This window comes from Stenotrophomonas sp. GD03654, assembly GCF_029845105.1.
In the GTDB taxonomy this organism is placed as follows: Bacteria; Pseudomonadota; Gammaproteobacteria; order Xanthomonadales; family Xanthomonadaceae; genus Stenotrophomonas; species Stenotrophomonas africana.
In genome coordinates this window covers 1-24,888 of the sequence record NZ_JAOCLC010000070.1, presented here as the reverse complement: position 1 = coordinate 24,888, position 24,888 = coordinate 1, and the positions used below count along the sequence as shown (strand labels likewise).

The following is a 24,888-nucleotide window of genomic DNA, read 5'->3' as shown; positions in this document are numbered from 1 at the left end:
CCGGACCCACCCCGCCTTCGACAGATTTCCGCGACCTGCCTGCTCTTCTGTAGAGCCGAGCCATGCTCGGCTCAGATCTCACATATATCGAAATATTCGATTTCGATGGAGAGTCATCCACGCATGGCGTGGATCGTGTCGACCAAGGTCGACACCTACCAACAGCAGCAGGAAACTGTCGAAGGCGGGGCACTGTGGGTTTGCGGGGTGTGAGCCGCATGGATGCGGCGACCAAGCCTACATGGACGTATTTACGGCGTCCCCGCAAACCCACAGTGCCCCGCCATCCCTCAGTAAACCCGCTGTTGCCGTTGCTCTGGCTCCGGCTCTGGCCTCTGCGGGTGCCGGGCGCAGCCCGGCCGAAAACCCCTTACTTTTTTGCGCGCGGCTGGTTCAGCGGCTCCATCGCGCGGAAGCGCTGGCTGTACTCGTCGGTCAGATTGCGCGCTTCCTGGCTGTTGCGCACGATGCTCGGGGTCAGCAGCACGATCACTTCGGAACGGCGGCTGGTGCGGCTCTTCTGCCCGAACAGCGCGCCCACCACCGGAATCCGGCTCAACCCGGGAATGCCGCTGCTGCCATCGGTGCCCGAATCGGTGATCAGGCCGGCCAGCATGATGGTGTCGCCGCTCTGCACCGCCGCTTCGGTCGACAGCTTCTTGGTGGAAATCCGCGGGTTGCAGTTGCGCTCGGTCGGATTACAGTTGTCGGGCACGTTCGAGGCGCTGCTCACTTCCTGCACGATGTCGAGGAACACCGTGCCGTCGCGCGTCACGCGCGGGCGCACCTTCAGGATCACGCCGGTGTCGATGTACTGCACCGAGCTGTAGCTGCTGGTGCCGATGCCGGTGTTCACCGTAGTCGTGTTGATCGGCACCTTGTCGCCCACGTTGAGCGTGGCCTCGGCATTGTTGCGCACGAACACCGAAGGGGTCTGCAGCAGGCGCACATCGGTGACCTTGTCCAGCGCGCTCACCACCGCTGCGCCGTTGTGGCCGGTGAACGCCCAGCCCAGGCCTTCGCCACCGGTCGCGGCACCGGCGAAGCTGCTCCAGGAGCCACCCGCTGCTGCCGGCAGGGTCACGCCGCCCAATGCTCCCGTCAGCGCACGCCCGGCCACGGCATTGTCGAAGAACCAGTTCACGCCGTACTTCAGGTCGCCATCCAGCGAAACTTCGGCCACCTGCGCTTCGATATGTACCTGCAGCGGCATCACGTCCAGCTTCTCGATCACTTCGCGGATCGAGCGCCAGGCCTGCGGGGTCGAACGCACCAGCAGGGTGTTGGTTTCCTCCACCGCCGACACGCCCACGCGGTCGCCTTCCACTTCAAGGCTGACACTGACGTTGCCGGACTGGCGCTGCGGCAGGTTCATGCTGCCATTGCCGCCACCACTGGCGCTGCTGCCCGGGGTCGAACCGAAGCTGCTGCTGTTGTTGCTGTCCATGCCACGGTCGCCATCGCTGCCCAGCTGCGATGGCATCGCGCCCGGCGCCAGCGATGCAGGGCTGGAGCCACCGCGGTTGCCGCTGCTGGCGAACGCTTCACTGAGGCGCTCGGCCAGGTCGCGCGCCTTGATGTAGCGCAGTTCGTAGGAGAACAGGCGGGCACTACCACCGGCCGTATCAATGCGGTCCAGCCACTGCTGGATCTGGTCCAGGTAGCGCACCTGCGGGGTGATCACCAGCACCGCATTGGCGTTTTCCAACGGCAGGAAGCGGAACATGCCGGCGCTTGGCGTCTTGCTCTCCTCGCCGAATACTTTCTCCAGGTCGGCGGCGACCTGCTCGGCCTTGCCGGACTGGATCGGGAACACGCCCACCGACATGCCCGACAGCCAGTCAACGTCGAAGATCTCGACGGTGCGCATGTAGTTTTCCAGCTCGGCGCGGGTACCGCCCAGGGTGATCACGTTGCGGCCACTGTCGACGTTGACGATGGCGTTGGGCCGCGCATACGGCTCCAGCACCTTCTTCATCTCGGTGGCGGAGATGAACTGCAGCGGGATCACACGTACTTCGAAACCGCGCGCGCTGGCGGCCGGCGCAGTGCTCGGCGCAACCGTGCCGGCCAGCGCCTGGTCGGCGGCGACGATGTTGTAGCGGCCACCGCTGTAGACCATGCGTGCGTTGTTCCAGCCCAGCACCATTTCCAACAGGTTCAACGCCTGCGCCGGCGACACCGGCTTGGGCGTTGCCAGCGTGACCGTACCCTGCACCCCCGGGGCGATCACGTAGTTCTGGCCCAGCATGTCACCGAGAATCGCCTTGACCACCGCGTGCACCGACTCGCCTTCGAAGTTGAAGGTCGCTTCACCGGTACTGGCGCCATGCAGTGCCGGTGCCGGCGAGCGGGCTGCCTCGCGGTTGATCATGGTGCCGGTGCCACGACGGATCACCGCCTGTGGCGCACCTTGTGCGTCGCGGGCGGCATCGGCGGCCACCTCCGCTGCCTGTCCGGCATCGGTGGTGGATGTCAGGTTGCCCTTGCGCTGCACATGCGGCGCGGACACGGTGCTGCAGCCGACCAGCAGCGCGAGGGCAAAGGACCAGGGAAGAAAACGCAGGCTCATGCATTCACTCTATCGGTTGGTGCCATCGCCCGGGGGCGGCGACGGTTGTTGCTGCTGTTGTTGCTGCAGCTGGCGGCGACGGGCCTGGATGCGTTCGCGGATGGCCTGCATCTGCGCTTCGCTGGGGCCGTTGTTGTTGGCAGGCGGTGTGGCGGCCGCCGCAGCCGAAGGCGCTGGCGCACTGCCAGCAGGCGACGGCGATGGGGTTGCAGCCGCCGCCGGCGGTGCCGGCGGAGCGCCTGCCGGGGGCGGCACAACGATGGCACCTGCCGGCGGCGCACCGTTGGCGCCGCGCAGCACGGTCGGCGGCTCGCCGCCCTGCCCATTGAATACGGCCAGTTCCAGCACCTGGTTGCCACCGGGGCCGATCACCGTGGCCTGGCGTGGCGCCAGCCCCACCAGCTGCCAGCCATCCACGGCGTCGCCATTGAGGCGCAGGCGCAGCGAACGGTTCTGTTCGGTGGTGAAGGTGGCCATGCCGAAGTCGCCGGTCAGCAGCACGCCGGTCAGGCGCAGCGCGGCGCTGGCGGCGGGCTCGCTGCCCCCGAGCAGGTAGGGCTTCGGCCTGCGGTCCTCGGCGAACAGCGGTCGTTCGCCGATGGCGCTGTAACTGTCGGCGCTGGCCATGCGCTCGGCAGCCAGTGGCGGCAGGGCCGGCAGCGAGGGCGCCGCATCGGCATCGCTGTCGGCACCCGGCAACCGACTGCCCAGGCCAAAGCCGGTGGCCAGCCAGACCGCCGCCGCCCAGCCGGCCAGAGCCAGCAGGAAGCCGGTACGCAGGCTGATCTGCTCAAGCTTCATCGGCCACCTCCTGCCCTTCTTCCGGCGCAGCCGGTGCGGGTGTTGGTGCGGTCGATGGCGGCGGCGCCGCCGCGCCCGGCTCGGCGGCAGGTGCCGGCGCAGCGCCATCGGCAGCGGCACCGGGCAGCAGGTAACCGGCCAGTTCGAACGACACGTCCAGGCCGAGCCCGGATTCATTCGGCGACTGCTGGAAGCGCTGTGCGATCAGGTTGAGGTTGTCGACGAACAAACGCGGGCTGCCGGTTTCCAGGCTGTGCAGCACGGTGGCCAGTTCGGCCACGCCACAGCGCAGACGTACCTGCATGGCAACGCGCACGAACTCGGCGTCGCGCCGGTTGTCGGTGAGCGGCGTGCGGTTGCTGATGGTGCAGCTGCGGTTGCCCGGGCTGGCCATCGCCACCGCATCCTGCAGCTTGGCGCCCAGTGCGGCGGCGGCTGCTTCGGCGGTGGCCTCGCGCAGGAATCCCGGCCGTTGCTGCAGGGCTTCGCGTGTGGCTCGCAGGCGCTGTTCGATCTGCGGCTGCTGTTGCAGCTGCGACTGTACGCGCGACTCTCGCTCGCGCAGCGCCGCGACATCGGCATCGATCTCGCGCAGCGGCTGGGTGAACCAGGGGTGCACCAGCAGCAGGTAGGCCAGGCCCAGCACTGCCAGCAGCAGCGCCAACGCCAGCCAGCGGTCACGGCGTGCGCTTGGCATCGGCATCGGCCGCCTCCCGGGTCGGGGCCGCTGCCGGCACCGGCTGCAGCTCAGCGGTCATGGTGAAGCGGTCGCGGCCACTGGCGGCACCATCGGCCTGCAGCACACCGGTCAGATTGACCTTGCGCCACTGCGGCGCGTCCTGCAGCAGCTGTACCAGCTGCGACGCCTCGCGGCTGAGCCCGATCAACTGCAGGTTGTTGCTCTCGATGGCCAGCTTTTCCAGATAGGTACCTTCCGGCAGGCGGCGGGTCAGTTCGGTCCAGATCTCCACCGTACCTGCGCGCTGGCTGCGCTGCTTTTCCAGGAACGCCGCACCGTCGATCAGCGCCTGCAGCTGCGCTCGTTCGCTGGCCACGCCGCGTGCACTGCGCGCACTGCGCTCCACCTGCGCGCGCAGTTCTTCGGCCGCCGCGCGACGGTTGTCGAGCAGCTGCAGGCCGGCCAGCACCAGCATCACCACCGCGGCCACCGCCAGCAGCAGGTTCCAGCGCCGCATCGGATCGGTCCGCACCTGGCGCTGTGCGGGCGGCAGCAGGTTCACCTGCAGCGTGGTGCCCTGTGCATCAATCGCATCGACACCGGCCAGCGCGTCGGCCCATTGGCCCACGTCGTTGCGCCAGGCCTCCAGCTGGCGCAGAGGCCAGGCCACCAGTTCGACCTGCAGCTGGCCTTCGCCGGCCACACCGAATTCACGCACGTCATAACTGACCTGGCTGGATTCGAACGGCGTCTGCCGATCGATCTCGAAGCCGACCACCGCGCGCAGGCGGTCGGCCGCCGCCGCAGGCAACCGCAGCTGACGACGCAGTACATCGCTGGCCGGCAGCAGCCACACCCGCGGCAGGCTGCGCAGCCGCGCCTCCAGCACCCGGTCCAGTTCAACCGGCGACAGCGGCCACGGCAGGCGCGCCACCGGCTCGCGACGCTCGCCCGCCTCACGCCAGACCTGCAACTGCTCGCCCTCGCACTGCAGCAGCAGGCGTGCCTGTGCCCAGCCCAGCGCCCATTGCCAACGAGCCGGCACCCAGGCCAGCAGCGATTGCCGCCACCAGCGCAGGAAACGGCCGACGCCGGGGCCGATCCGGCCCTGCACCTGCCGCAGACTGTCCTGCCAAGCCGTCATCTTGCTGTCATTCCCTGCTCCCAGCGAAGCACTGTGTAGGACCGCCCGGGAACCCCGCCCGAGCCATTGCGTACCACCGCCTGCAACACCGACCGGCGTCCACTGCCGTCGGTGACACGGGACTCGATACTATAGGTGCCACTGCTGCTGGCAAGGGTTGACGCACCGGCAGCGGAATCGGCATCACGCTCCTGCTGGGCACGCTGGGCCAGCACGGTATCGGCGTCCAGGCCCAATGCGGTCAACACCACGGCACTGGCGAACTGCGGATCCGGCCGCGCCTGGCGGCTGTACAGGGTAAGGTGCGGCAGCATCTTCTGATACAGCGGCCCACGCATGCCGAGCACCCGCTGCAGCTCGCCAAGGGTCTCGAAACGCTTGTTGCGCGGGCCGTACGGCAACCCGGCCGCCGCGTAGTCAGGCGCCTCGGCGCCCCCTCCCGGCTGCAGCAGGCTGTCCTCGTCACGCCAGTCGACGATGGCACCGGCCAACTGCCGCGCTGCCCCTTCGTCTTCGCCCAGCGCCTTGAGGAAGGCGGTCAACAGGGTCACGTCGGCCAGGTTCAGGTTGATCTTGCCGTTCTCGTCCAGCACCTTGATCTCGATGCTGGCGTCATCGAACTGCCATCGATAGGTACGGCCATCGGCGCGCCAGGGCGCCCGCTGCGGATCGGCGGACAGCCGCGTCAATGCGTACTCCAGACCCGCCCGTGCACGCTCCTGGCCACGCGCATCGTCATCCAGCACCCGCTGCTGCAGGTGCTCGACACGCGCACTCAGCGCGAAGGCGCCGACCAGTGCGGTCATCAACGCGATCAGCCACAGCACCAGCACCAGTGCCGCGCCACGTGTCCGGATCACCGTGCACCTCCGCTGCCACCGGCGCGCGGCGCCACCACCAGCGTGGGCCAGGGCGCGCCCTTGGCTGGCACGATCTGGATCTCCACCAGCATCGGCAGGCGACGGGTATCGTCCCAACGCGGCATCCAGTCGGTCACCTGGCCGGTGCTGGCATCGATGCCGCGATAGCGCAGCTGCACCGACTTCAGGTTCTCCACCAGCACTTCCGGCGGACGTGGTGGATTCTCCGCGATGCGCTCGCCTTCCTGCAGCAGCACCAGATCCAGCAACAGACGTTGCTGACCATTGCGGCCATCAACCTGCAGTGCATGCAGGTACGATCCTCCCCGACCGAGATAACCCGGCAGATCCGCGGCGAACAGCATGCGATTCTCTTCACCCTGGAAGAAGATCGGCTCGCGGGTGGGATCAGGCGCTTCGAGCGGCGTACGTAGCGCGCCTGCCAACTGCCGACGCAGCAACGCCTCCACTGCGCGCATGCGTTCACTCTCGGCAGCGATCTGCTCGCCGCGCTGGCTGACCGCCATCGCCGAGCGAACGCTGGCGAACGCCAACGCCAGGCCACCGGCCAGCAGCACCGTGGCCAGCATCACTTCAACCAGAGTGAAACCCGCGGCGCGGCGTTTCATCGCGCGCTCTCCAGGTCCGGCGGCAACAGGCGCAGGCTGCGCCAGCGCAGCTGCTCACGCTCACTGTCGCCCCACCGCACCTGCAGCTGCAGCTCGGCCAACCAGGGGGCACCCGGTGATTGAGATTGCGCCTGCGCCACGTTGCCGGCGCGTGGCTCCACCCACGGCTGCACCTGCAGCTGCCAGTGGTAGCGGCCTTGTTCCCAGTCACCCTGCTGACTGCCGACCTGCAGTGGCGAGGCAACCCCGGCCTCGGCCAGCAGCGACTGCGCATGCAGCACCGCACGCGTGCGCAGCTCGGCCTCGCGCACCTGTTTCGCGCCACCTGAGAGACTTCCCAGCAGCAGGGTCAGCGCCAACCCGAGCAGGGCGAAGGCGATGATCACTTCCAGCAGGGTGAAGCCGCGGGCGCGCCGCTTCATTGCGACCGCCAGGGGCCGGAGCGGACCTCGCCGGTCAACCAGCCAACATCGATGCGCCATTCGGCGTCGTCACGCTGCAACCGGATGCGGCCACCGCTGGAGCCGCCATCGGGGTGAAACTCGATCACGCCCTGCCCCGGCGCGGTGGCCAGCTGCGCGGCGCCTTCGAACTGCACCTGCAGCTGTGCCGGCACGTCACCGTGGCGCTGGTTGGCGCCTTCCCAGCGCCGCTTTGCCGGCTCGATGACAAAACGCTGCGGCTCGCCACGGGCGATCGCCTGCGCGCGCACCATGCGCAGCTGGTTGGCGATGTCCTTGCCGGCGCTGCGCAGCTGCATGCCGGCGAACCCGCGCGACAGCCCTGCAGCAGTGATCAGGCCGATCGCAGCGATCAGCGCGATCACCAGCAGCATTTCCAGCAGCGACAGGCCCGCCGCACGCCTGCCGTGCAGGCGCGGGCGTGGCAGCCGGCGCGGCAGGAAATGGGTCATGCAGGTTTACGGCTGGTAACGGATGTCGGCATCGACGCTGCTGCCGCCGGCCTTGCCGTCCTTGCCCAGGCTGACCAGCTCGTACGGCTGCCCCTCGCCCGGCGCGCGGTATTCCAGCGCGTGGCCCCACGGGTCGTTCAGATCGGCCGGCTTGGCATACGGGCCCAGCCAGCCGCCGACACCGGCCGGTGCGGTCACCAGGTCGTTCAGCGAACCCGGCAGCTTGCCGGTGTCGATCTGATAGTTGTCGATCTTGGAGGCGACGGTCTGCACCTGCGCCTTGGCGATGTTGGCCTTGCCGCGGTCGGCACCGCCCAGAACGCGGCTGGCCACCAGGGTCAGCACCGCGCCGATCAGTACGATGACGATGATGATTTCCAGCAGGCTCATGCCCGACTGGTTGCGCGCGGCGGTGAAGGAAAGGCGGATCGGTCGACGGGAAGCAATCATGGTCGGTCCTTTCAGTTGCGGAGTTTCGGGGTTGCGTAGGGATCCATCGTCAACCGATGGCATTGGTCAGGTCGTACAGCGGTACCAGCACGGCCACGATCACCGCGCCCACCACCGAGGCCAGCACCAGGGTGATCGCCGGCACCATTGCCGCCAGCAGACGATCAATGCGGCGGGCGCTGTCCTGTTCAAACGTGTCGGCGGCCTTCAGCAGCATGGTATCGAGGGCGCCGGATTCCTCGCCAACCTGGATCATCTGCAGCGCCAGGCGAGGGAAACGCTTGCCGCGTGACAGCGCCAGCGACAGGCCGGCACCGTTCTTCACTTCGTCTGCGGCGGCTTCCACATCGACGGCCAGCGCGCGGTTGCCCAGCACGTTGCGGGCAATGCCCAGGGCACCCAGCAGCGGCACGCCATTGCGCAGCAGGGTGCCCAACGTGCGGGCCAATCGCGCGGTTTCCAGTTCACCCAGCAGGCGGCCGATGCCGCGACGCTGCAGCAACCAGCCGTCCAGCGCCAGCCGGAAGGCCGGTTGCCGCGCCTTGCGTTCAAGGAACAGCACCAGCACCGCCGGCACCACCAGCAGCAGCACCCACCAGTCGCGCACGAACAGACCCAGCTGCAGCACCGCGTTGGTGAACCACGGCAGCGCCACATCCAGGCTTTCGTACATCTGCGCGAACTGCGGCACCACGTAGCCGAGCAGGAACAGCAGCGCACCGCCCACCACCACCAGCAGGATGGCTGGATAGACCAGCGCGTTGATCACCTTGCCCTGCAGCGCGCGGCTGCGTTCGAGATAGTCGGCCAGGCGCTGCAGGGTCTCGTGCAGGCTGCCGCCGGCTTCGCCGGCACGCACCATGTTCACGTACAGGCGCGAGAACAGGCCGTGCTGGCGTTCCAGCGCGGTCGACAGCGGTGCACCACCGCGCACCACATCGCGGATATCGGTGATCGCGCGGCGCGAGCGTTCGTCTTCCGGCAGGCCGAGCAGGATCGACAGCGCACGATCCAGTGGCTGGCCGGCCCCGAGCAGGGTTGCCAGCTGCTGGGTGAACTGCAGCAGCGCGGCGCCCTGCAGCGGGCGCTGGCGCAGCAGGTTGCGCCAGCTGCTGCCACCGATCGCGCCGCCATCAGCCAGCTGCGTCTCCATCGGCAGATGGCCCTGGTCCTGCAGGCGCGCCACCAGCTCGGCCTCGCTGGCCGCTTCCATCTGACCGTCGAAGATCTCGCCGTGCGGATTGAGCGCCTTGTAGCGGTAAGTCGGCATATCAGCCCCGGGATCCTGCGCGCATCAGCTTTCCTCGGTCACGCGCAGCACTTCCTCGATGGTGGTCTGCCCGCTCAGTGCTTTGGACAGGCCATCCTCGTACATGGTGCGCATGCCGGCTTCGCGGGCGATGCGTTCGATCTCGCCCATGCCGTCGCGGCGCATCACCGCACGCCGCAGCGCATCGTTCATCACCAGGAATTCCATGATGGTGGTACGCCCCAGATAGCCGGTCGGCGCCAGCGCCGAGGGCTTGGGGCGGAACAGATGGATCGGCCCCTGCGGCTGCAGGCGGCGCAGCTCGAAGCGTTCAATCTCTTCCGGCGAGGCTTCGTAGCGCTCGGCGTGGGTCGGTTCCAGCCGGCGTACCAGGCGCTGGGCCAGGATACCGTTGATGGTTGACGTGAGCAGGTAGTCCTCCACGCCCATGTCGAGCAGGCGGGTGATGCCGCCAGCCGCATTGTTGGTGTGCAGGGTGGACAGCACCAGATGGCCGGTCAACGCCGACTGGATCGCGATGCGCGCGGTTTCCAGATCGCGCATTTCGCCGATCATGATGATGTCCGGATCCTGGCGCACGATGCTGCGCAGGGCGTTGGCAAAGTCCAGCCCGATCTGCGGCTTGGCCTGGATCTGGTTGATGCCCTCGATCTGGTATTCAACCGGGTCTTCAACGGTGATGATCTTGACGTCGGCAGTGTTGAGCTGGCTGAGCGCGGTGTACAGCGTGGTGGTCTTGCCCGAGCCGGTCGGGCCGGTCACCAGCAGGATGCCGTGCGGCTGTTCCAGCACCTTGCGGAACTGCGGCAGGAACGCGTCGGTGAAACCGAGGCGATGGAAATCGAACACCACCGTTTCACGGTCGAGCAGACGCATCACCACGCTTTCGCCATGCGCGGTCGGCACCGTGCTCACGCGCAGATCCAGCTCCTTGCCCTGCACCCGCAGCATGATGCGGCCATCCTGCGGCAGGCGGCGCTCGGCGATGTTGAGCCGGGCCATGATCTTGATGCGGCTGATCACCGCAGCGGTGAGGTTGGCCGGCGGGCTTTCACCCTCCACCAGCACACCGTCGACGCGGTAGCGCACCTTCAGCCGGCTCTCGAACGGTTCGACATGGATGTCCGAGGCACGCAGCTCCACCGCACGCTGGATCACCAGGTTGACCAGGCGGATCACCGGCGCTTCCGAAGCCAGGTCGCGCAGGTGTTCGATGTCATCGACCGCGCCGCCTTCGCCGTCGGCGGTTTCGACGATCGCGCCCATCGCGCTGCGGCCTTGGCCGAACCAGCGCTCGACCAGATCGTCGATCTCCGCGCGCATGCCCAGCACCGGCGTCACCGGTACACCCAGTGCCAGCTGCACGGCCTGTTGCGGGTAAGGATCGTGGGCATCGGCCAGCCACAGCCGTACGCCCTGTTCATCCAGCGCCAGCGGGCAGACATGGAACTGCTTGAGGAAGCGCAGCGACAGCGGCACTCCCTCCGCCAGGCCCTGCGGTGGTGCCTCGGGCAACTGCTTGCCTTCCAGCAGCGGCAGGCCCAGCACCTCGGCGCTGGCCTGCGCCTGGTCACGTTCGGAAACCAGTCCCAGCCGCACCAGCAGGCCCAGCAGGCTGCCGCCGGCCTCTGCGTGCAGCGGACGCGCACGTGCCAGATCGCCTTCCTTCAGCCGGCCGCGCGCCAGCAGCGCATCCAGGATGCGGCCTTCAGCGTCGTCGGCAGCGGCGGTAGCAGCAAGCGCGTTCACATGACTCTCCTGTCAATCGGCTCGACTTTAGCAGTTAAGCCATGATTTACGCCGCCTCTCCGCCACCTTTCGTAAAAAGACGAAGCCCGTCACATGCGGTGACGGGCTTCGGCCATTCAACTACGACAGTGCGTGCTTACTGCGTGGCAAGGATGCTCACGCCGTTGTAGGCCGCCTCGCCCACCACCTTGATGTAGTAGGTGCCGGCCACCGGCTTGTTCACCCGCACCGTTTCGGACGTGCCAGGACGGGTCGACTTGCCGTCGTTGTCGCTGGCGCTCGGCTCGCGTCCCTGGGCGATGTAGACCGACACGTTGCCGGTGCCACCGTAGGTGATCACGCTGAGCTGCTTGCCGGCGACGGCTTCGAAGCTGTACAGGCGGCTGCTGGCGGCAGCACCATTCAGACCACCGACGGCAGCCTTGTTGGTCAGCGGCGTGGCCACCGGCCCGCAGTTCTCGGTGCACGGTTCTTCCAGTGCCTTGGCCAGCGCGGCCTTGGCATCGAGAATACCGGTACCGATCGGGGTGGCTGCCGGAATGGCGACCGGGAACGGACGCGCGGTCTCCTTCAGCAGGGTGCGCATCGCGGCCGGGGCCAGCGGATCCTTGCCCTTGGCGATCAGCGCGCTCTGCACCAGTGCAGCAACAGCAGCCACGTGCGGCGAGGCCATCGACGTGCCGCCCATGCCCATGTAGCTGTAGCTGCCCGACTCCGGCGTGGTGGCCGCATCGGAGCCGGACTGCCAGACGTAGCCGCCCGGATTGCCGTCTACACTGCCGCCACCGCCCGGACCGGACAGGTCCACACGGGTGCCGTAGTTCGAGTAGTAGGTGATCCCGCCGGTGATGCGGGTGGCGCCGACGGTCACCACGCCGTCGCAACTGGCTGGGCGGTACTTGGAGGCGTTGTCGGTCTCGTTGCCTGCGGCCACGACCACGGTGGTGCCCCGCGAGATCGCGCCGTTGATCGCATCCTGGTAGGTCCCGTCGCAGCTGCCGCTGCCGCCGAGGCTCATGTTGATGACCTCGGCCGGGTTGGTATTGGCGGGTACGCCGGCCACCGTGCCGCCAGACGCCCAGGTGATGGCGTCGGCGATATCGGAAAGGTAGCCACCGCACTTGCCGAGCACGCGGACCGGCAGCACCTTGGCCTTGTGCGCGACACCGGCCATGCCGACGCCGTTGTTGGTCTGCTCGGCCACGGTACCGGCCACATGGGTACCGTGCCAGGAGCTGTCCTCGGCGACGGAGCCGGTGTAGCACTCGTTGTCGTTCTCGACCCAGTCACCATAGTCCTGCGCGCCCGGCACGCGGTCGTTGGTGGCGCGACGCGACGTCTCGGCATCGCTGATGAAGTCGTAGCCTTCCAGCAGGTTGCCGACCAGGTCCGGGTGCTGCGACAGGATACCGGTGTCGAGTACCGCCACCACCACGCCTTCGCCCTGCGATACATCCCATGCCGACGGTGCGTTGATGCCGCCGGTGGCGTTGTGCAGGTGCCACTGGTACTGCTGGTAGTAGGGATCATTCGGCGCCAGCGCCGGCTGCACGTCACCGGCTCGCAGCTCGGTACGGCGCAGCTTCACATCGGCCTCGGCGTACTGCACCGACGGGTCGGCCTTCAGCTCCTTCAGTACGCGCTGCAGCTCGGCCGGGGCCAGGCGCCCCTGCACACGGATGAGGTCCGCACCGGTCGACAGCTTGCGCACCACCTGCGGGCCGAGGGTACTGGCGCGGGAGGTGCCGCCGGAGAGGCTGGCACGGGTCAGTGCGGACTGCACGGTGGACAGCTTCGCCGAGCGGTCGGTGGCGGCAGCAGCGCCGGCACGGTACTTGACGATGATGCGCTCGGCCCCCGGTTGGGCGGTACTGGCCTGGCGCACCGGCTCACGGGTCGGCAGTCCAGCAGCGTGGACGGCACCGACAGCCGTCATCGACAGCACGGCGGCGGCAAGCACATTGATGCGAAGGTTCTGCTTCTTGATCACGTCGAATTCCTCTTCTGGGTCATGGATCGAACCAACACTGCGGCCATCATTCCTTGACGACTCCCGGCCGGCCCAGCCGGGATTGCCGTGACCTCCCCCCAGGCCCTCATTGCAGGTTTGGCGCCGGCGTGGGTGGCCGCCGGCGCAATGGAGTGGCTTACCAGCCGAAGCCGGCACCGACGCCAACCGAGCTGTCGTCGCTGCTGAAGGCACCGCCGAGGGTGACCGTGGCGCGATCGCTGATCGCACGCTGGTAGCCCAACGACAACGCCGACTCGCCGCCCTGGAAACCGATGCCGACGCCGACCCGGTTCTGGGTGCGGATACCGGCGGCACTGGTGGCCATGTTGAGCATCGCGGCACTCATCGCGCCCTGGCGGTCGATGCGGCGGTCCATGTGGCGCAGGCGTCCGTCGATCTCGCCCTTGAACACATCGAAGCTGTCGGCGACGGCCTGGACGCGACTGTCGGTGTAGCTGTTGGCGGTGGCCATGCCACGGTCGAGCTGGCCCTTGTTCACCGCATCGGTGGCCGTGGTACCGGCCGCCACGTTGGTGACCTGGCGCTCGTTGCCTTCACTGCCCACCGAGACCGTGTTGGCACGATCGGCGACAGAACCCTGGCCCAGCGCCACCGCGTTCGCAGCGGTGGCATTGGCCCCCTGGCCGATGGCCGTGGATGAAGCGCCACTGGCGACGGCGCCCTCGCCCATGGCGACGGCATTGAAGCCCGTCGCGGGAGTACCAACCGGAATCCCGGCACCGGCGGCGGCAGCGGTCGGCGTGCCCTGCACCCGCGCGGTGCTGGCCGGTGCCGCGTCGGCCGTTGCAGGTGCATCAGCGGTGCTGGCCAGCGGGCTCTCATCCAGCGAGGCACTCATCGCGCGCAGGTTGGCAGTCCCCGCACGCGAGCCACCGGCGGTGCGGCGGTCGATCTCGCTGACCTTGCGGTCCAGCGCGCCCAGCGCATCGCCGACGTTGCTGTAGGTGGCGCCCTGGATCACATAGTTCGGCGCCACGAACACGCCCTGCATGCCGACGCTGGCGCCACCACCAAGGAAGCTGGCGGCATCGCTGAGCGACTGGAACAGCTGGCCGCCGTTGATCGCCTGGCGACTGCCCGCGGCGATGCTGCCGGCACCAACGTTGTCGATGGTGGTGCCCTGGAACCCGGACAGGGTCAGGCGGTCGCGGCTGGCGTCGTCATAGCCGACTGCGCTGGCCGCAGTGGTTTCAACGGTGGCGATACGAGAATCAAAATCGCCCACGCGGGTTTCCACCGCACCCACCCGCTGGTTGGTGACGTTGAGCTGCGAACCGGTGATGGCATCGCTGCTGCCGGCGGCGATGCGGCCATCGGCTACGTTGACGATGCGGCGCGTGGCCGGACCGTCGGTGCCGTTGCCGCCGCCCACCGACACCACGTTGGCATCGAGCGCGCGCGAGCCCGCGCCCAGCGCCACCGAGTTCGCGCCGGACGCACCGGCACTGGTACCCAGTGCAAGGGCACCGTTGCCGATGGCCATCGCGTTGGCACCCAGCGCATTGCTGCGTGCGCCGCTGGCAGTGGCCGCCGAACCGATTGCGGCGGCATCGTTGCCGCTGGCGCTGGCGGTACCCGCGCCGGTGGCCTTGACGTAGCGCGCCGTGCCATCGGCGGTAGCGGCGACCGCATCGAGCTGGCCCCGGTTGACCGCATCGGAGCGCTCGGTACCGGCAGCGACACGCGTGATCTGGCGATCACTGCTGGCACTACCGACCGACACGGTATTGGCACGATCGGCGACCGAGCCTGCACCCAGCGCTACGCTACCGGCCGCGCTGGCGTTGGCGCTGACGCCCACCGCGGTCGCATTGGCGCCGGTGGCCTTGCTGCCGTAGCCAACGGCGGTACCCAGACGGCCGCTGGCGTCGGCATAGCTGCCGATGGCCGACGCGCCGTCGGCCGAAGCATTGGCGCGGAAGCCATTGGCCTGTGACTGCGTGCCGCTGGCGATGGCCTGCGCACCGCTGGCGGTGCTGTAGGCGCCCTTGGCCTGTGCGCCGGCACCGGTGGCACTGGAACCGAGTTCGCTGGCGCTGGCACCACTGCCCACGGCCACGCTGTCGACACCACTGGCCTGTGCGTTGGTGCCCAGCGCCGCCGCGTTGTTGCCGGTAGCCAGCGCATCGAAGCCCACGGCGGTGGCGTTGGCGGCCATGGCATTGGCACCGCTGCCCAGCGCGGTGGCGCCGTTGCCGATGGCGTTGGCCGCATTGCCGGCTGCCAGCGCATTGTCGCCGTCGACCAGTGCACCGGCTTCGCCATCGGCGTTGCCGCTGGCCTGGAACTGCCGGCTGGTCTTGTCGGCGACGCCGGCGACCGCATCCAATTGGCCCTTGTTCACCGCATCGGTGGCTTCGGTGCCGGCCGCGACGTGCGTCACCTGGCGCTCACCGCCGGCCTTGCCGACGGCGACGGTGTTGTCACGGTCGGCCTTGGAGCCTGCGCCGAGCGCAACGCTGTTGCTGCCATTGGCGGTGGCGTTGGCACCCAGCGCGGTGGCGCTGCTGCCTGCCGCCCACGAATTCCAGCCAATCGCGGTCGCGTAGTCTTCGGTAGCCCAGGCACCGGCACCGAAGGCCGCCGCACCGGTTCCGCTGGCACGCGAGGGAATCAGGCCGAAGAAGGTGCTGCCGCCGATGGCCACGCTTTCAGCGCCACTGGCCTCGCTGGACTGCCCCACTGCAACGGCACCGGTACCGGCCGCAGCGGCACCGAAGCCGACTGCAGTGGTGTTGGCACCGCTGGCTGCCGAGCCGTAGCCCAATGCGGTGCCGAGGCGGCCGCTGGCTTCGGCGTAGCCACCCACTGCGGTGGTGCCATCAGCCGAAGCCGCGCTGCGGAAACCGCTGGCGAGCGCCTGCCCGCCGCTGGCATTGGCTTCTGTGCCCGTGGCCGTGCTGTAGGCGCCACTGGCCTGAGCACGCGCACCCACCGCGCTTGCACCAACCTCGCTGGCGCTGGCACCGCTGCCCAGGGCCAGGCTGTCCTCGCCGGTGGCCTGTGCCGTGCTGCCCAGGGCCGCCGCGTTGCTGCCAGTGGCCAGCGCATCGATGCCCACGGCGGTGGCGTTGGCCGCCAGCGCATTGGCACCGCTGCCGAGTGCGGTGGCACCGTTGCCGATCGCGTTGGCCGCGTCACCGGCCGCCAACGCGTTGTCACCCTCCACCAGCGCGCCGGTTTCACCGTCGGCATTGCCACTGGCCTGGAACTGCCTGCTGGTCTTTTCCGCTGCCGCGGCTACGGTGTCGAGCTGGTTCTTGTTGACCGCATCATTGCCCTGCGTGCCATCGGCCACGTTGGTGATCTGGCGGGTGTTGCCGCCACCGCCTACCGACACGGTGTTGTCGCGATCGGCGATCGAATCGGCACCCAGCGCCACGCTGTTGGCGCCGCGCGATTCGGCGGCATTGCCCAGCGCGGTGCTGTTGATGCCGCCCGACCAGGCACCACCACCCACCGCAGTGGAGTAATTGCCCGAGGCCTCGGTGGCCAGCACGCCGAACAACGAACCACCGACGGCGACGCTGTTGGTGCCGGTGGCCAGGCTGCCCTGACCGGTGGCGGTGCTGTAAGCGCCGGAGGCTTCCGAATCGCCGCCCACTGCCACACTGTTGGAACCGGATGCATTGGCGAAGTTGCCGAACGCAGTGGCATTGAAGGCCGAGGCCTGTGCATAGCCACCGATGGCGGTGCTGTAACCGCCGCTGGCTTCGGCACCGATACCGAAGGCCGCCGACGCCGTACCACTGGCCACGCTCTCGCTGCCGACAGCGGTGGCCGCGTCGCCGCTGGCATTGCTGAAGTAGCCCACGGCCACGGCTTCTTCGCCGGACGCTTCGGACAGCACGCCATTGGCCGTGCTACCGGCACCGCTGGCGATGCTGGCCGCACCGAACGCCGCGCTCTGCTCGCCGCTGGCTTCGCTTTCCGCACCATGCGCAGTTGCGTACTCGCCCGTGGCCTGTGCGTTGGCACCGACAGCGCTGGCGCTGGCCGCAGTTGCCAATGCGTTGAAACCCAGCGCCTGTGCATTGCTGGCCAGCGCGTTGGCGCCGCTGCCCACTGCGGTGGCGCCATTGCCGATGGCGTTGGCGGCATCACCGGCCGCCAGTGCGTTGTCACCCTCCACCAGTGCACCGGCTACGTTGTCGCCATTACCGCTGGCCTGGAAGAAGCGGCTGGTGGTGGCAGCGGTAGACGCAACCGCATCCAACTGCGCCTTGTTCACCGCGTCGGTGGCCTGTGTACCGGCGGCGACGTTGGTGACCTGCCGTTCGTTGCCGCTGCTGCCCACCGACACCGTGCGTGCACGGCTGGCGACCGAGCCGGCACCGAGCGCGACAGCATTGCTGGCACTGGCGTTGCTGCCGGCGCCAAGCGCGATCGCGCTTTCACCACCGGCTACTGTGTTGGTGCCGATGGCGATGCTGTTGATGCTGTTGCCCAGCGCCTGGAAGCCCAGTGCCACGCTGTTGTCGCCATAGCCGAAGGCACCGCGGCCGACCGCCGTGGAACTGGTGCCGTTGGCCCAGCTGTTGTAACCGATGGACGTGGCGCCGCTGCCACTGGCCCACGCCGCATTACCGAACGCCGCGGCGTTGGTGGCGGTGGCCCATGCACCCGAACCGAATGCTGCCGCGCCACTGGCAGTCGCCCAGCTGTAACCGCCTACTGCGGTGCTGTCATCGCTGCTGGCGAATGCGCTGTCGCCGACCGCGACTGCATAGCTGCCGGTGGCGCGCGACTTGCCGCCTGCGGCGAAGCTGTTGTCACCACTGGCCTTGGCAGCGTTGCCGAAGGCGCTGCTGGCAGCCCCGGTGGCCTGCGCGCCACTGCCCACTGCCGTGGCATCGGCAACAGCGGTGGTACCCACCTGCTGCGCCGTGCCGTCAGCACCGATGATCGGCTGGTTGAACTCGTCGTAGGCCTGGCCGAGGCCACCGATGGCGACACCGCCATTGCCGGTGGCTGCGCTGTTGCGGCCCACGGCCACGCTGTCATCGCCGATGGCCGACGCGGCTGCACCCTGCGCGATGGCACCGGCGCCGATCGCATTGCTCGACGAGCCCACAGCGATGGAGCCTTCGCCATCGGCCAGTGCGCCAGCGTCACTGCCCGCCTCCGGCTGTGCCTGGAAGAAACGCGCGGTGGTATCAGCGGTGCTGGCCACGGCATCGAGCTGGGCCTTGTTCACCGCATCGGTGGCTTCGCTGCCCGCAGCAACGCTGGTGATCTGCCGCTCGTTGCCTGCACTGCCGACAGCCACGCTGTTGGCACGCACCGCTTCGGAGTTCGCGCCCAGCGCGACGCTGTTGGCGCCGCGTGCGGTGGCGTAGTAACCCACGGCCGTGCTCTGCGCGCCGCTGGCCCAAGTCTGCGCGCCGAGCGCGCTGGCATTCTCACCCGGGGCGTAAGCGAAGTAGCCAACGGCCGTGGCTTCAGCACCGGAGGCTTCGGTCAAGCTGCCGTTGGCCACCGCGCGGTCACCGCTTGCGATGGCACCGGCGCCGACGGCGGTCGCCGCTTCGCCGCTGGCCTGGGTCTGCACGAAGAAACCCAGGCCCGGAATCAGGTCGGCCGGGCCACCGATGGCGACGCTGCTGGTGCCGGTGGCATTGCTCTGCGTACCCAGCGCGGTGGAGTAGTCACCGATGGCATTGGCCACCGCGCCGAATGCGGATGCCTGCGCGCCGGCGGCATAGGCGCCGACGCCGTAGGACGACGCCGCAAAGCCGCTGGCTTCGGCACTGGCGCCCACCGCGGTGCCACCGACGCCGGCGCTGGTGGCACCGGTCTCCACCGGTACGCCGCCACTGGTGATCAGCGGGTTGCCGTCGGCGTCCACCGCGGCGCCACCCACGGCAACGCCGCCCGGACCGTTGGCCTGCGCGTTGTTGCCGAACGCGGCACTGTTCTGCCCCGAGGCCAACGCATTGTTGCCCACGGCGGTCGCATTCTGCGCGACGGCCGTGGCGCCCGCACCGACGGCCGTGGTGCCGTTGCCGAGGGCATTGGCGGCCTCGCCCGCCGCCAGTGCATCGTCACCTTCGGCCAGTGCACCCGCATCGCTGTTGCTGCTGCCGGTGGCCTGGAAGCGCTTGGCGGTGGCATCGGCCACGGCGGCGACGCCCTTCAGCTGACCGACATTGACGGCATCGTTGTCTTCGGTGCCTGCGGCCACGCTGGTGATCTGCCGGGTCAAGCCGTATTCGGCGGCACCGACGGACACGGTATCGACGCGGTCGGCCAGCGAGCCCGCACCCAGCGCCACGCTGCCGGTGGCAACCGCAGCGGAGTTCGAACCCAGCGCGGTGCTGTATTCACCGACGGCGGTGCTGAAGGCACCCACGGCAATCGATGCTTCGTTGGCAGCGGTAGCACCACGACCGAGCGCGGTGCTGCCCGGCCCCATCGCCACCGCACCGCCACCCACGGCAGTGGCGCCATCGGCCGAGGCTTCGGACAGCGCACCGAGGGCGGTGGCCGCGCCATTTTCGCTGGCGGCGTAAGCACTGGCACCGACGGCGGTATCGCCGAGGCCGAACGCCGCCGCGCTCTGCCCGACCACCACGCTGGCATCACCGATCGCCAAAGCACCCTGGCCGAACGCGCTGGCGCCCAGGCCCGCGGCAATGGCCTGGGTACCGATGGCGGTGGTGGCGTTGGCCAGCGACTGCGCGCCGGCACCGGCCGCAACCGCGCCCTGCCCGTCGATCTTCGCCGCGTCGCTGTCATCGCCTGCGCCGTCGGCCTTGAAATAGCGGTTGCCATCGGCGGCAACGTCGGCCAGCGCGGCCTGGGTAGCACGCGCCTGCGCATCCAGCTGTGACTTGTTCACCGCATCGGTGGCCTGGGTGCCTGCAGCAACGTTGGTGATCTGCCGTTCCTTGCCGGCATCACCCACGGACACGGTGTTGGCCCGCGTGGCCTTGGAACCAGCGCCCAGCGCAACGCTGTTGGCGGCACTGGCATTGCTGTTGCTGCCGATCGCCACCGCGTTGCTGCCCTTGGCGCTGGCCGAGCCTTCGATCAGGCACTTTTCGAGCAGCTTGCCGCTGAAGGCCACGCAGGTGGCGCTGCCACCGATCTGCACCGACTGTGCCGCGGCAGTGCCGCTCATGCCCATCCCCACTGCCAGGCCCAGTGCCACCGCCAGCAGTGCGGGCGTGGCCTGGGTCGCATCGCGGCGCCGGTCGACGACCCCGCCACTGCTGCTGTCGGAGGAGGCCAGTTCCGAGGCCACCACCAGCTGACCCAATGCTTTGTTCCAGACCTTGCGATAAATCCGATTCATCGGTACGGCTCCTGATTGGACTGGTTTTGGGCAAAGCAACGCCACCGCTGGGCTTTCCGGCCCAACGTCCCCTGGGGGCGTTTATTCGCGTGATTTACTGCGGGGTATTGCCGAACGGCGCGCAGCGACAGAAAACCGAGCGCGTGCGCCAACCGGTTACTGCGAAATGAATGATTCTGAAACGGGGTTCAAGTGTTAACGGCAACTTTCCAAATCGTCAAGACTTTGACACGGCAAATCCTATTGCCGTGAAGCAGTTCACCATTTCACGTATTTATGGGAGCTTTTTGTTAGGCATGCGTGACGAAGTTCCGCCGCATGAAAATCGATGTAACTAGCGGCCGCGACAGGAGTTTCACGCGCGCAAAGAAAAACCCGCCGATCAGCGGCGGGTTTTTCCATACGCGGCGGCATTGATGCCTGCGCGATGTGATGCGATCAACCGCACCACACCCGCGCGTTGCGGAACATGCGCATCCACGGCGAGTCACCCTGCCATTCGGCCGGGGCCCAGCTCAGGTTGAGCGCGCGCGGCGTACGTTCCGGGTGCGGCATCATGATGGTGACGCGACCGTCGTTGCTGGTCAGGCCGGTGATACCGTCCGGCGAACCGTTCGGATTCAGCGGGTACTGGCTGGCCACGTTGCCGTTGCCGTCGATGTAGCGCAGCGAAACGCGAGCGGCCGCCTGGTCGACGGCGTTGTCGAACACGGCCTGGCCTTCACCATGCGCCACCGCCACCTGCAGGCGCGAACCGGCCATGCCGCGCAGCAGGATCGACGGCGATTCCACCACCTCCAGCAGCGCGGTACGGGCCTCGAACTGCTCGCTTGCGTTGCGGCGGAACTGCGGCCAGTGCTCGGCACCCGGAATGATGCCCTTGAGCTGGCTCATCATCTGGCAACCGTTGCACACGCCCAGCGCGAAGCTGTCTTCGCGCGCGAAGAACGCGGCGAAGGCATCACGCAGCGCGCTGCGCTCCAGGATCGAGGTCGCCCAACCACGGCCGGCACCCAGCACGTCGCCGTAGCTGAAGCCACCGCAGGCGACCAGGCCGGTGAAGTCCTGCAATGCCACGCGGCCTTCGATCAGGTCGCTCATATGCACGTCGAACGCGCGGAAGCCGGCACGTTCGAAGGCGTTGGCCATTTCGATCTGGCCGTTGACGCCCTGCTCGCGCAGTACCGCCACGCGCGGACGCGCGCCGGTGCTGATGAACGGGGCGGCCACGTCCTCATTGAGGTCGAAACTGAGCTTGGGCTTCAGGCCCGGAGCAGTGAAGGCACGGGCGATCTCGCGCTCGGCATCGGCATTGGCCGGGTTGTCACGGCGCTTCTGCATCGCGTGGGTGACCGACCACCAGGCGTCGAACAGCGCGTCCCAGCGCCACTCGGCCAGGTTCTCGCCGCCCAGCGACACGCGCACCACCGGTGCGGTGGTCGGCTTGGCGATGCGCTGCGCGCATTCGATCAGTGCATGGCGCTCGACCAGGTCCGCAAAGGCGGCGCGGTCTTCGCGGGCGATCTGCACCACCGCGCCCAGCTCTTCATTGAACAGGCTGCGGAACGGATCATCGCCCCAGGCATCGAGGGTGATGTCCAGGCCCAGCCGCGAAGTGAACGCCATTTCGCACAGCGCGGCGAAGGCGCCGCCGTCGCTGCGGTCGTGGTAGGCCAGCAGCAGGCCGGCCTGGCGCGCATCGCGGATCAGCTCGAAGAAGCCACGCAGGCGCTGCGGGTCGTCCAGGTCCGGCGCGGCACCGGCGAAGGCCGGAAGATCGCCGTGGTCGGCATGCACCTGGGCCAGGATCGAACCGCCCAGGCGCTGCTTGCCGGCGCCCAGGCCGATCAGCCACAGCTCGCTGTCCACCTCGCGGTCGAGCAGCGGGGTCAGCTGCTGGCGCACGTCGGCCACCGGCGCGAACGCCGAGATCACCAGCGACACCGGCGACACGCTCTTGTGCGCTTCGCCCTGGTCGTGCCACTGCGCCTGCATCGACAGCGAGTCCTTGCCGACCGGGATGCTGATGTCCAGCTGCGGGCACAGCTCCATGCCCACCGCCTTCACCGCGTCGTACAGCAGCGCGTCTTCGCCCGGGTGGCCGGCCGCGGCCATCCAGTTCGCCGACAGCTTGATCTCATCCAGCGCATCAACCGGCGCCGCGCACAGGTTGGTCAGCGCTTCGCCCACCGCCATGCGTGCCGACGCCGCCGCGTCGAGCAGGGCCAGCGGGGTGCGCTCGCCGATTGACATCGCTTCGCCGGCCACGCCGTCGAAGTCGGCCAGGGTGATCGCCACGTCGGCCACCGGCAGCTGCCACGGGCCGACCATCTGTTCGCGTGCGGTCAGGCCACCGACGCTGCGGTCACCGATGGTGACCAGGAAGTTCTTCGAAGCGACCGTCGGGTGCGCGAGCACGCGCAGGCCGGCTTCCTGCAGGTCCAGGCCACCGGTCTTCAGCGCCGGCCAGCGCGGTGCCGGCGGGTGCGCGGTGTCGCGGTGCATCTTCGGCGGCTTGCCGAACAGCACGTCCATCGGCAGGTCGATCGGTGCATCAGCCGGGGTGTGACCCGGCACGGCGCCGTAAGCCACCACCAGGTGTTCCTCGGCGGTTGCCACGCCAACGGCGGCGAACGGGCAGCGCTCACGGGCGCACAGGGCGGCGAACTCGGCCAGGCGCTCCTGGGCCACGCCCAGCACGTAGCGTTCCTGCGACTCGTTGCACCACAGCTGCATCGGCGACAGCGACGGGTCATCGGTGGGCACCTTGCCCAGGTCGATGACGCCGCCGACCTTGGAGTCGTGCAGCAGCTCGGGGATGGCATTGGACAGGCCACCGGCGCCGACGTCATGGAAGAACTTGATCGGGTTGTCGGCACCCATCGCCACGCAGCGGTCGATGACCTCCTGGCAGCGACGCTCCATTTCCGGGTTGTCGCGCTGCACGCTGGCGAAGTCCAGGTCCTCGGCGCTTTCACCAGAGGCCACCGAACTGGCGGCACCGCCGCCCAGGCCGATCAGCATCGCCGGGCCACCCAGCACGATGACCGCATCACCGGCCTGCAGCTGGATCTTGTCGACCTGCACGCGATCGATCGCGCCAAGGCCACCGGCCAGCATGATCGGCTTGTCGTACGCGCGCACCAGATCGGCGCCTTCCGGCAGCTCGAAGCTGCGGAAGTAGCCGAGCAGGTTCGGGCGACCGAATTCGTTGTTGAACGCAGCACCGCCCAGCGGGCCGTCAGTCATGATTTCCAGCGCCGGGGCCATGCGCGGGTTCAGCGCGCGCGGCGCTTCCCACGGCTGCGGCAGCTCGGGAATGCGCAGGTGCGAGACCGAGAAACCGGACAGGCCCGCCTTCGGCTTGCCGCCACGACCGGTCGCGCCTTCGTCGCGGATCTCACCACCATTGCCGGTGGATGCGCCCGGGAACGGCGCGATCGCGGTCGGATGGTTGTGCGTTTCCACCTTGATCTGGAACGCGCTGGGCACCTGTGCTTCCCGGCGGTACTCGCCACTGGCCGGATCGGGGCGGTAGCGGGACGCCGGATGGCCTTCGATCACCGCGGCATTGTCGCTGTACGCGCTGAGCGTGTGCTGCGGGGTCTGCTGGTGGGTGTTCTTGATCATCCGGAACAGCGAACGGTCCTGTTCCTGGCCGTCGATGGTCCAGCTGGCGTTGAAGATCTTGTGGCGGCAGTGCTCGGAATTGGCCTGCGCGAACATCATCAGCTCGACGTCCGACGGCGAGCGACCCAGCGCGGTGAAGCGTTCGCGCAGGTAGTCGATCTCGTCCTGCGCCATGGCCAGGCCGAGGCGCTGGTTGGCGGCCTCCAGCTGGTCCACCGGCACGCGTTCCAGTTCACCCCGGGCCGGCGCCGAGAACAGCGCCTGGCCCTGTTCCACGGTTTCCAGCACCGACTGCGTCATCGGGTCGTGCAGCGCCTTGACCAGCGCCTGCTGTGCGGCGGCATCGGCCGGCCAGCCCTGCACGTCAATGCGCAGGCCGCGTTCCACCCGGCTGACCGGCTGCCCGGCACCGCGGACCAGTTCGGTGGCCTTGCTCGACCACGGCGACAGCGTGCCCAGGCGCGGCACCACGATGCGGCTGACCGCGCCTTCGGCCGCGGCTTCGGCCTGCGGCGCCGCTTCAAGGATGCGGCACAGGGTGTCGAGGTCGGGAGCGGCGCTGCCTTCGGGCTGCACGAAGTAGACGTGCCAGGCACCGCTGATGCGCAGGGAGGGCGCGATGGACTGCAGGCGGGATTCAAGACGTTCGCGGCGGAACGGCGACAGGGCGGGCGCGCCCTCGAGGACCATCATGTCCGGGGAACCGTAGTTGGGAAACGGGCCCGACATTGTACCGGAAGCGGGGGAAGGGCTTTGGCCGGGCGGCGCCCGGCACCCGCCGAGGCCAGGGCAACGGCAACAGCAACGGCCAAAGCAAAAGCTGGGTTCCCGTGGGATGGCGGGGTGGGTCCGGTTGCGGGGG

General features: G+C 68.5%; 15 protein-coding genes. 1 reads left to right on the top strand and 14 read right to left on the bottom strand.

Translation table 11 applies throughout. From position 1 onward, the window contains the following. Positions 1-213, top strand: a 213-nt coding sequence (locus tag N5J73_RS20230) for a hypothetical protein (protein ID WP_279941322.1), incomplete at its 5' end; no start/stop codon positions are given. A gap of 157 nt (positions 214-370) precedes the next feature. Here the strand turns inward: N5J73_RS20230 and gspD are convergent. The 14 genes from gspD to purL form a co-directional block, all read right to left on the bottom strand. Next, positions 371-2,572 (bottom strand): type II secretion system secretin GspD, encoded by a 2,202-nt coding sequence (gspD, locus tag N5J73_RS20225; protein ID WP_049443622.1) that lies wholly within the window; start codon positions 2,570-2,572, stop codon positions 371-373. Positions 2,573-2,581: 9 nt separating this feature from the next. Further along, positions 2,582-3,373 carry a hypothetical protein gene (locus N5J73_RS20220; protein WP_049443620.1) on the bottom strand — a complete coding sequence of 264 codons (792 nt, stop codon included), beginning with the start codon at positions 3,371-3,373 and terminating at the stop codon, positions 2,582-2,584. After that, on the bottom strand, positions 3,363-4,070 hold the full coding sequence (gspM, locus tag N5J73_RS20215; protein WP_229302295.1) for a type II secretion system protein GspM: 708 nt from the start codon (positions 4,068-4,070) through the stop codon (positions 3,363-3,365). The genes N5J73_RS20220 and gspM overlap by 11 nt, the downstream gene beginning before the upstream one ends. Then, on the bottom strand, positions 4,051-5,196 hold the full coding sequence (locus N5J73_RS20210; protein ID WP_049443615.1) for a PilN domain-containing protein: 1,146 nt from the start codon (positions 5,194-5,196) through the stop codon (positions 4,051-4,053). Before N5J73_RS20210 ends, gspM begins: the two co-directional genes overlap by 20 nt. Then, a complete protein-coding gene (locus N5J73_RS20205) occupies positions 5,193-6,056 on the bottom strand; it encodes a general secretion pathway protein GspK (RefSeq protein WP_049443613.1) in 864 nt (287 codons plus the stop codon). The genes N5J73_RS20210 and N5J73_RS20205 overlap by 4 nt, the downstream gene beginning before the upstream one ends. Further along, positions 6,053-6,685, bottom strand: a complete 633-nt coding sequence (locus N5J73_RS20200) for a type II secretion system protein J (RefSeq protein WP_049443611.1) — start codon at positions 6,683-6,685, stop codon at positions 6,053-6,055. Before N5J73_RS20200 ends, N5J73_RS20205 begins: the two co-directional genes overlap by 4 nt. Then, positions 6,682-7,107 (bottom strand): prepilin-type N-terminal cleavage/methylation domain-containing protein, encoded by a 426-nt coding sequence (locus tag N5J73_RS20195; RefSeq protein ID WP_049443609.1) that lies wholly within the window; start codon positions 7,105-7,107, stop codon positions 6,682-6,684. The genes N5J73_RS20200 and N5J73_RS20195 overlap by 4 nt, the downstream gene beginning before the upstream one ends. Then, positions 7,104-7,598 carry a GspH/FimT family pseudopilin gene (locus N5J73_RS20190; protein ID WP_049443607.1) on the bottom strand — a complete coding sequence of 165 codons (495 nt, stop codon included), beginning with the start codon at positions 7,596-7,598 and terminating at the stop codon, positions 7,104-7,106. Before N5J73_RS20190 ends, N5J73_RS20195 begins: the two co-directional genes overlap by 4 nt. A gap of 6 nt (positions 7,599-7,604) precedes the next feature. Continuing rightward, a complete protein-coding gene (gene gspG / locus N5J73_RS20185; protein ID WP_004154150.1) occupies positions 7,605-8,048 on the bottom strand; it encodes a type II secretion system major pseudopilin GspG in 444 nt (147 codons plus the stop codon). Between the two features lie 49 nt (positions 8,049-8,097). Then, complete coding sequence (locus N5J73_RS20180; RefSeq protein ID WP_049443603.1) at positions 8,098-9,318, bottom strand: type II secretion system F family protein; 1,221 nt, start codon at positions 9,316-9,318, stop codon at positions 8,098-8,100. Positions 9,319-9,342: 24 nt separating this feature from the next. Continuing rightward, a complete protein-coding gene (gene gspE / locus N5J73_RS20175; RefSeq protein WP_049443602.1) occupies positions 9,343-11,067 on the bottom strand; it encodes a type II secretion system ATPase GspE in 1,725 nt (574 codons plus the stop codon). A gap of 136 nt (positions 11,068-11,203) precedes the next feature. Further along, the gene (locus tag N5J73_RS20170; RefSeq protein ID WP_049443600.1) at positions 11,204-13,057 is read right to left on the bottom strand and encodes a S8 family peptidase; all 1,854 of its coding nucleotides are present in this window, start codon (positions 13,055-13,057) and stop codon (positions 11,204-11,206) included. Positions 13,058-13,214: 157 nt separating this feature from the next. Further along, entirely contained in the window at positions 13,215-20,396 is a 7,182-nt protein-coding gene (locus tag N5J73_RS20165) for an ESPR-type extended signal peptide-containing protein (RefSeq protein WP_049443598.1), read from the bottom strand. 438 nt (positions 20,397-20,834) lie between these two features. Further along, complete coding sequence (gene purL, locus N5J73_RS20160) at positions 20,835-24,719, bottom strand: phosphoribosylformylglycinamidine synthase (RefSeq protein WP_152906630.1); 3,885 nt, start codon at positions 24,717-24,719, stop codon at positions 20,835-20,837. Positions 24,720-24,888 lie beyond the last annotated feature (169 nt).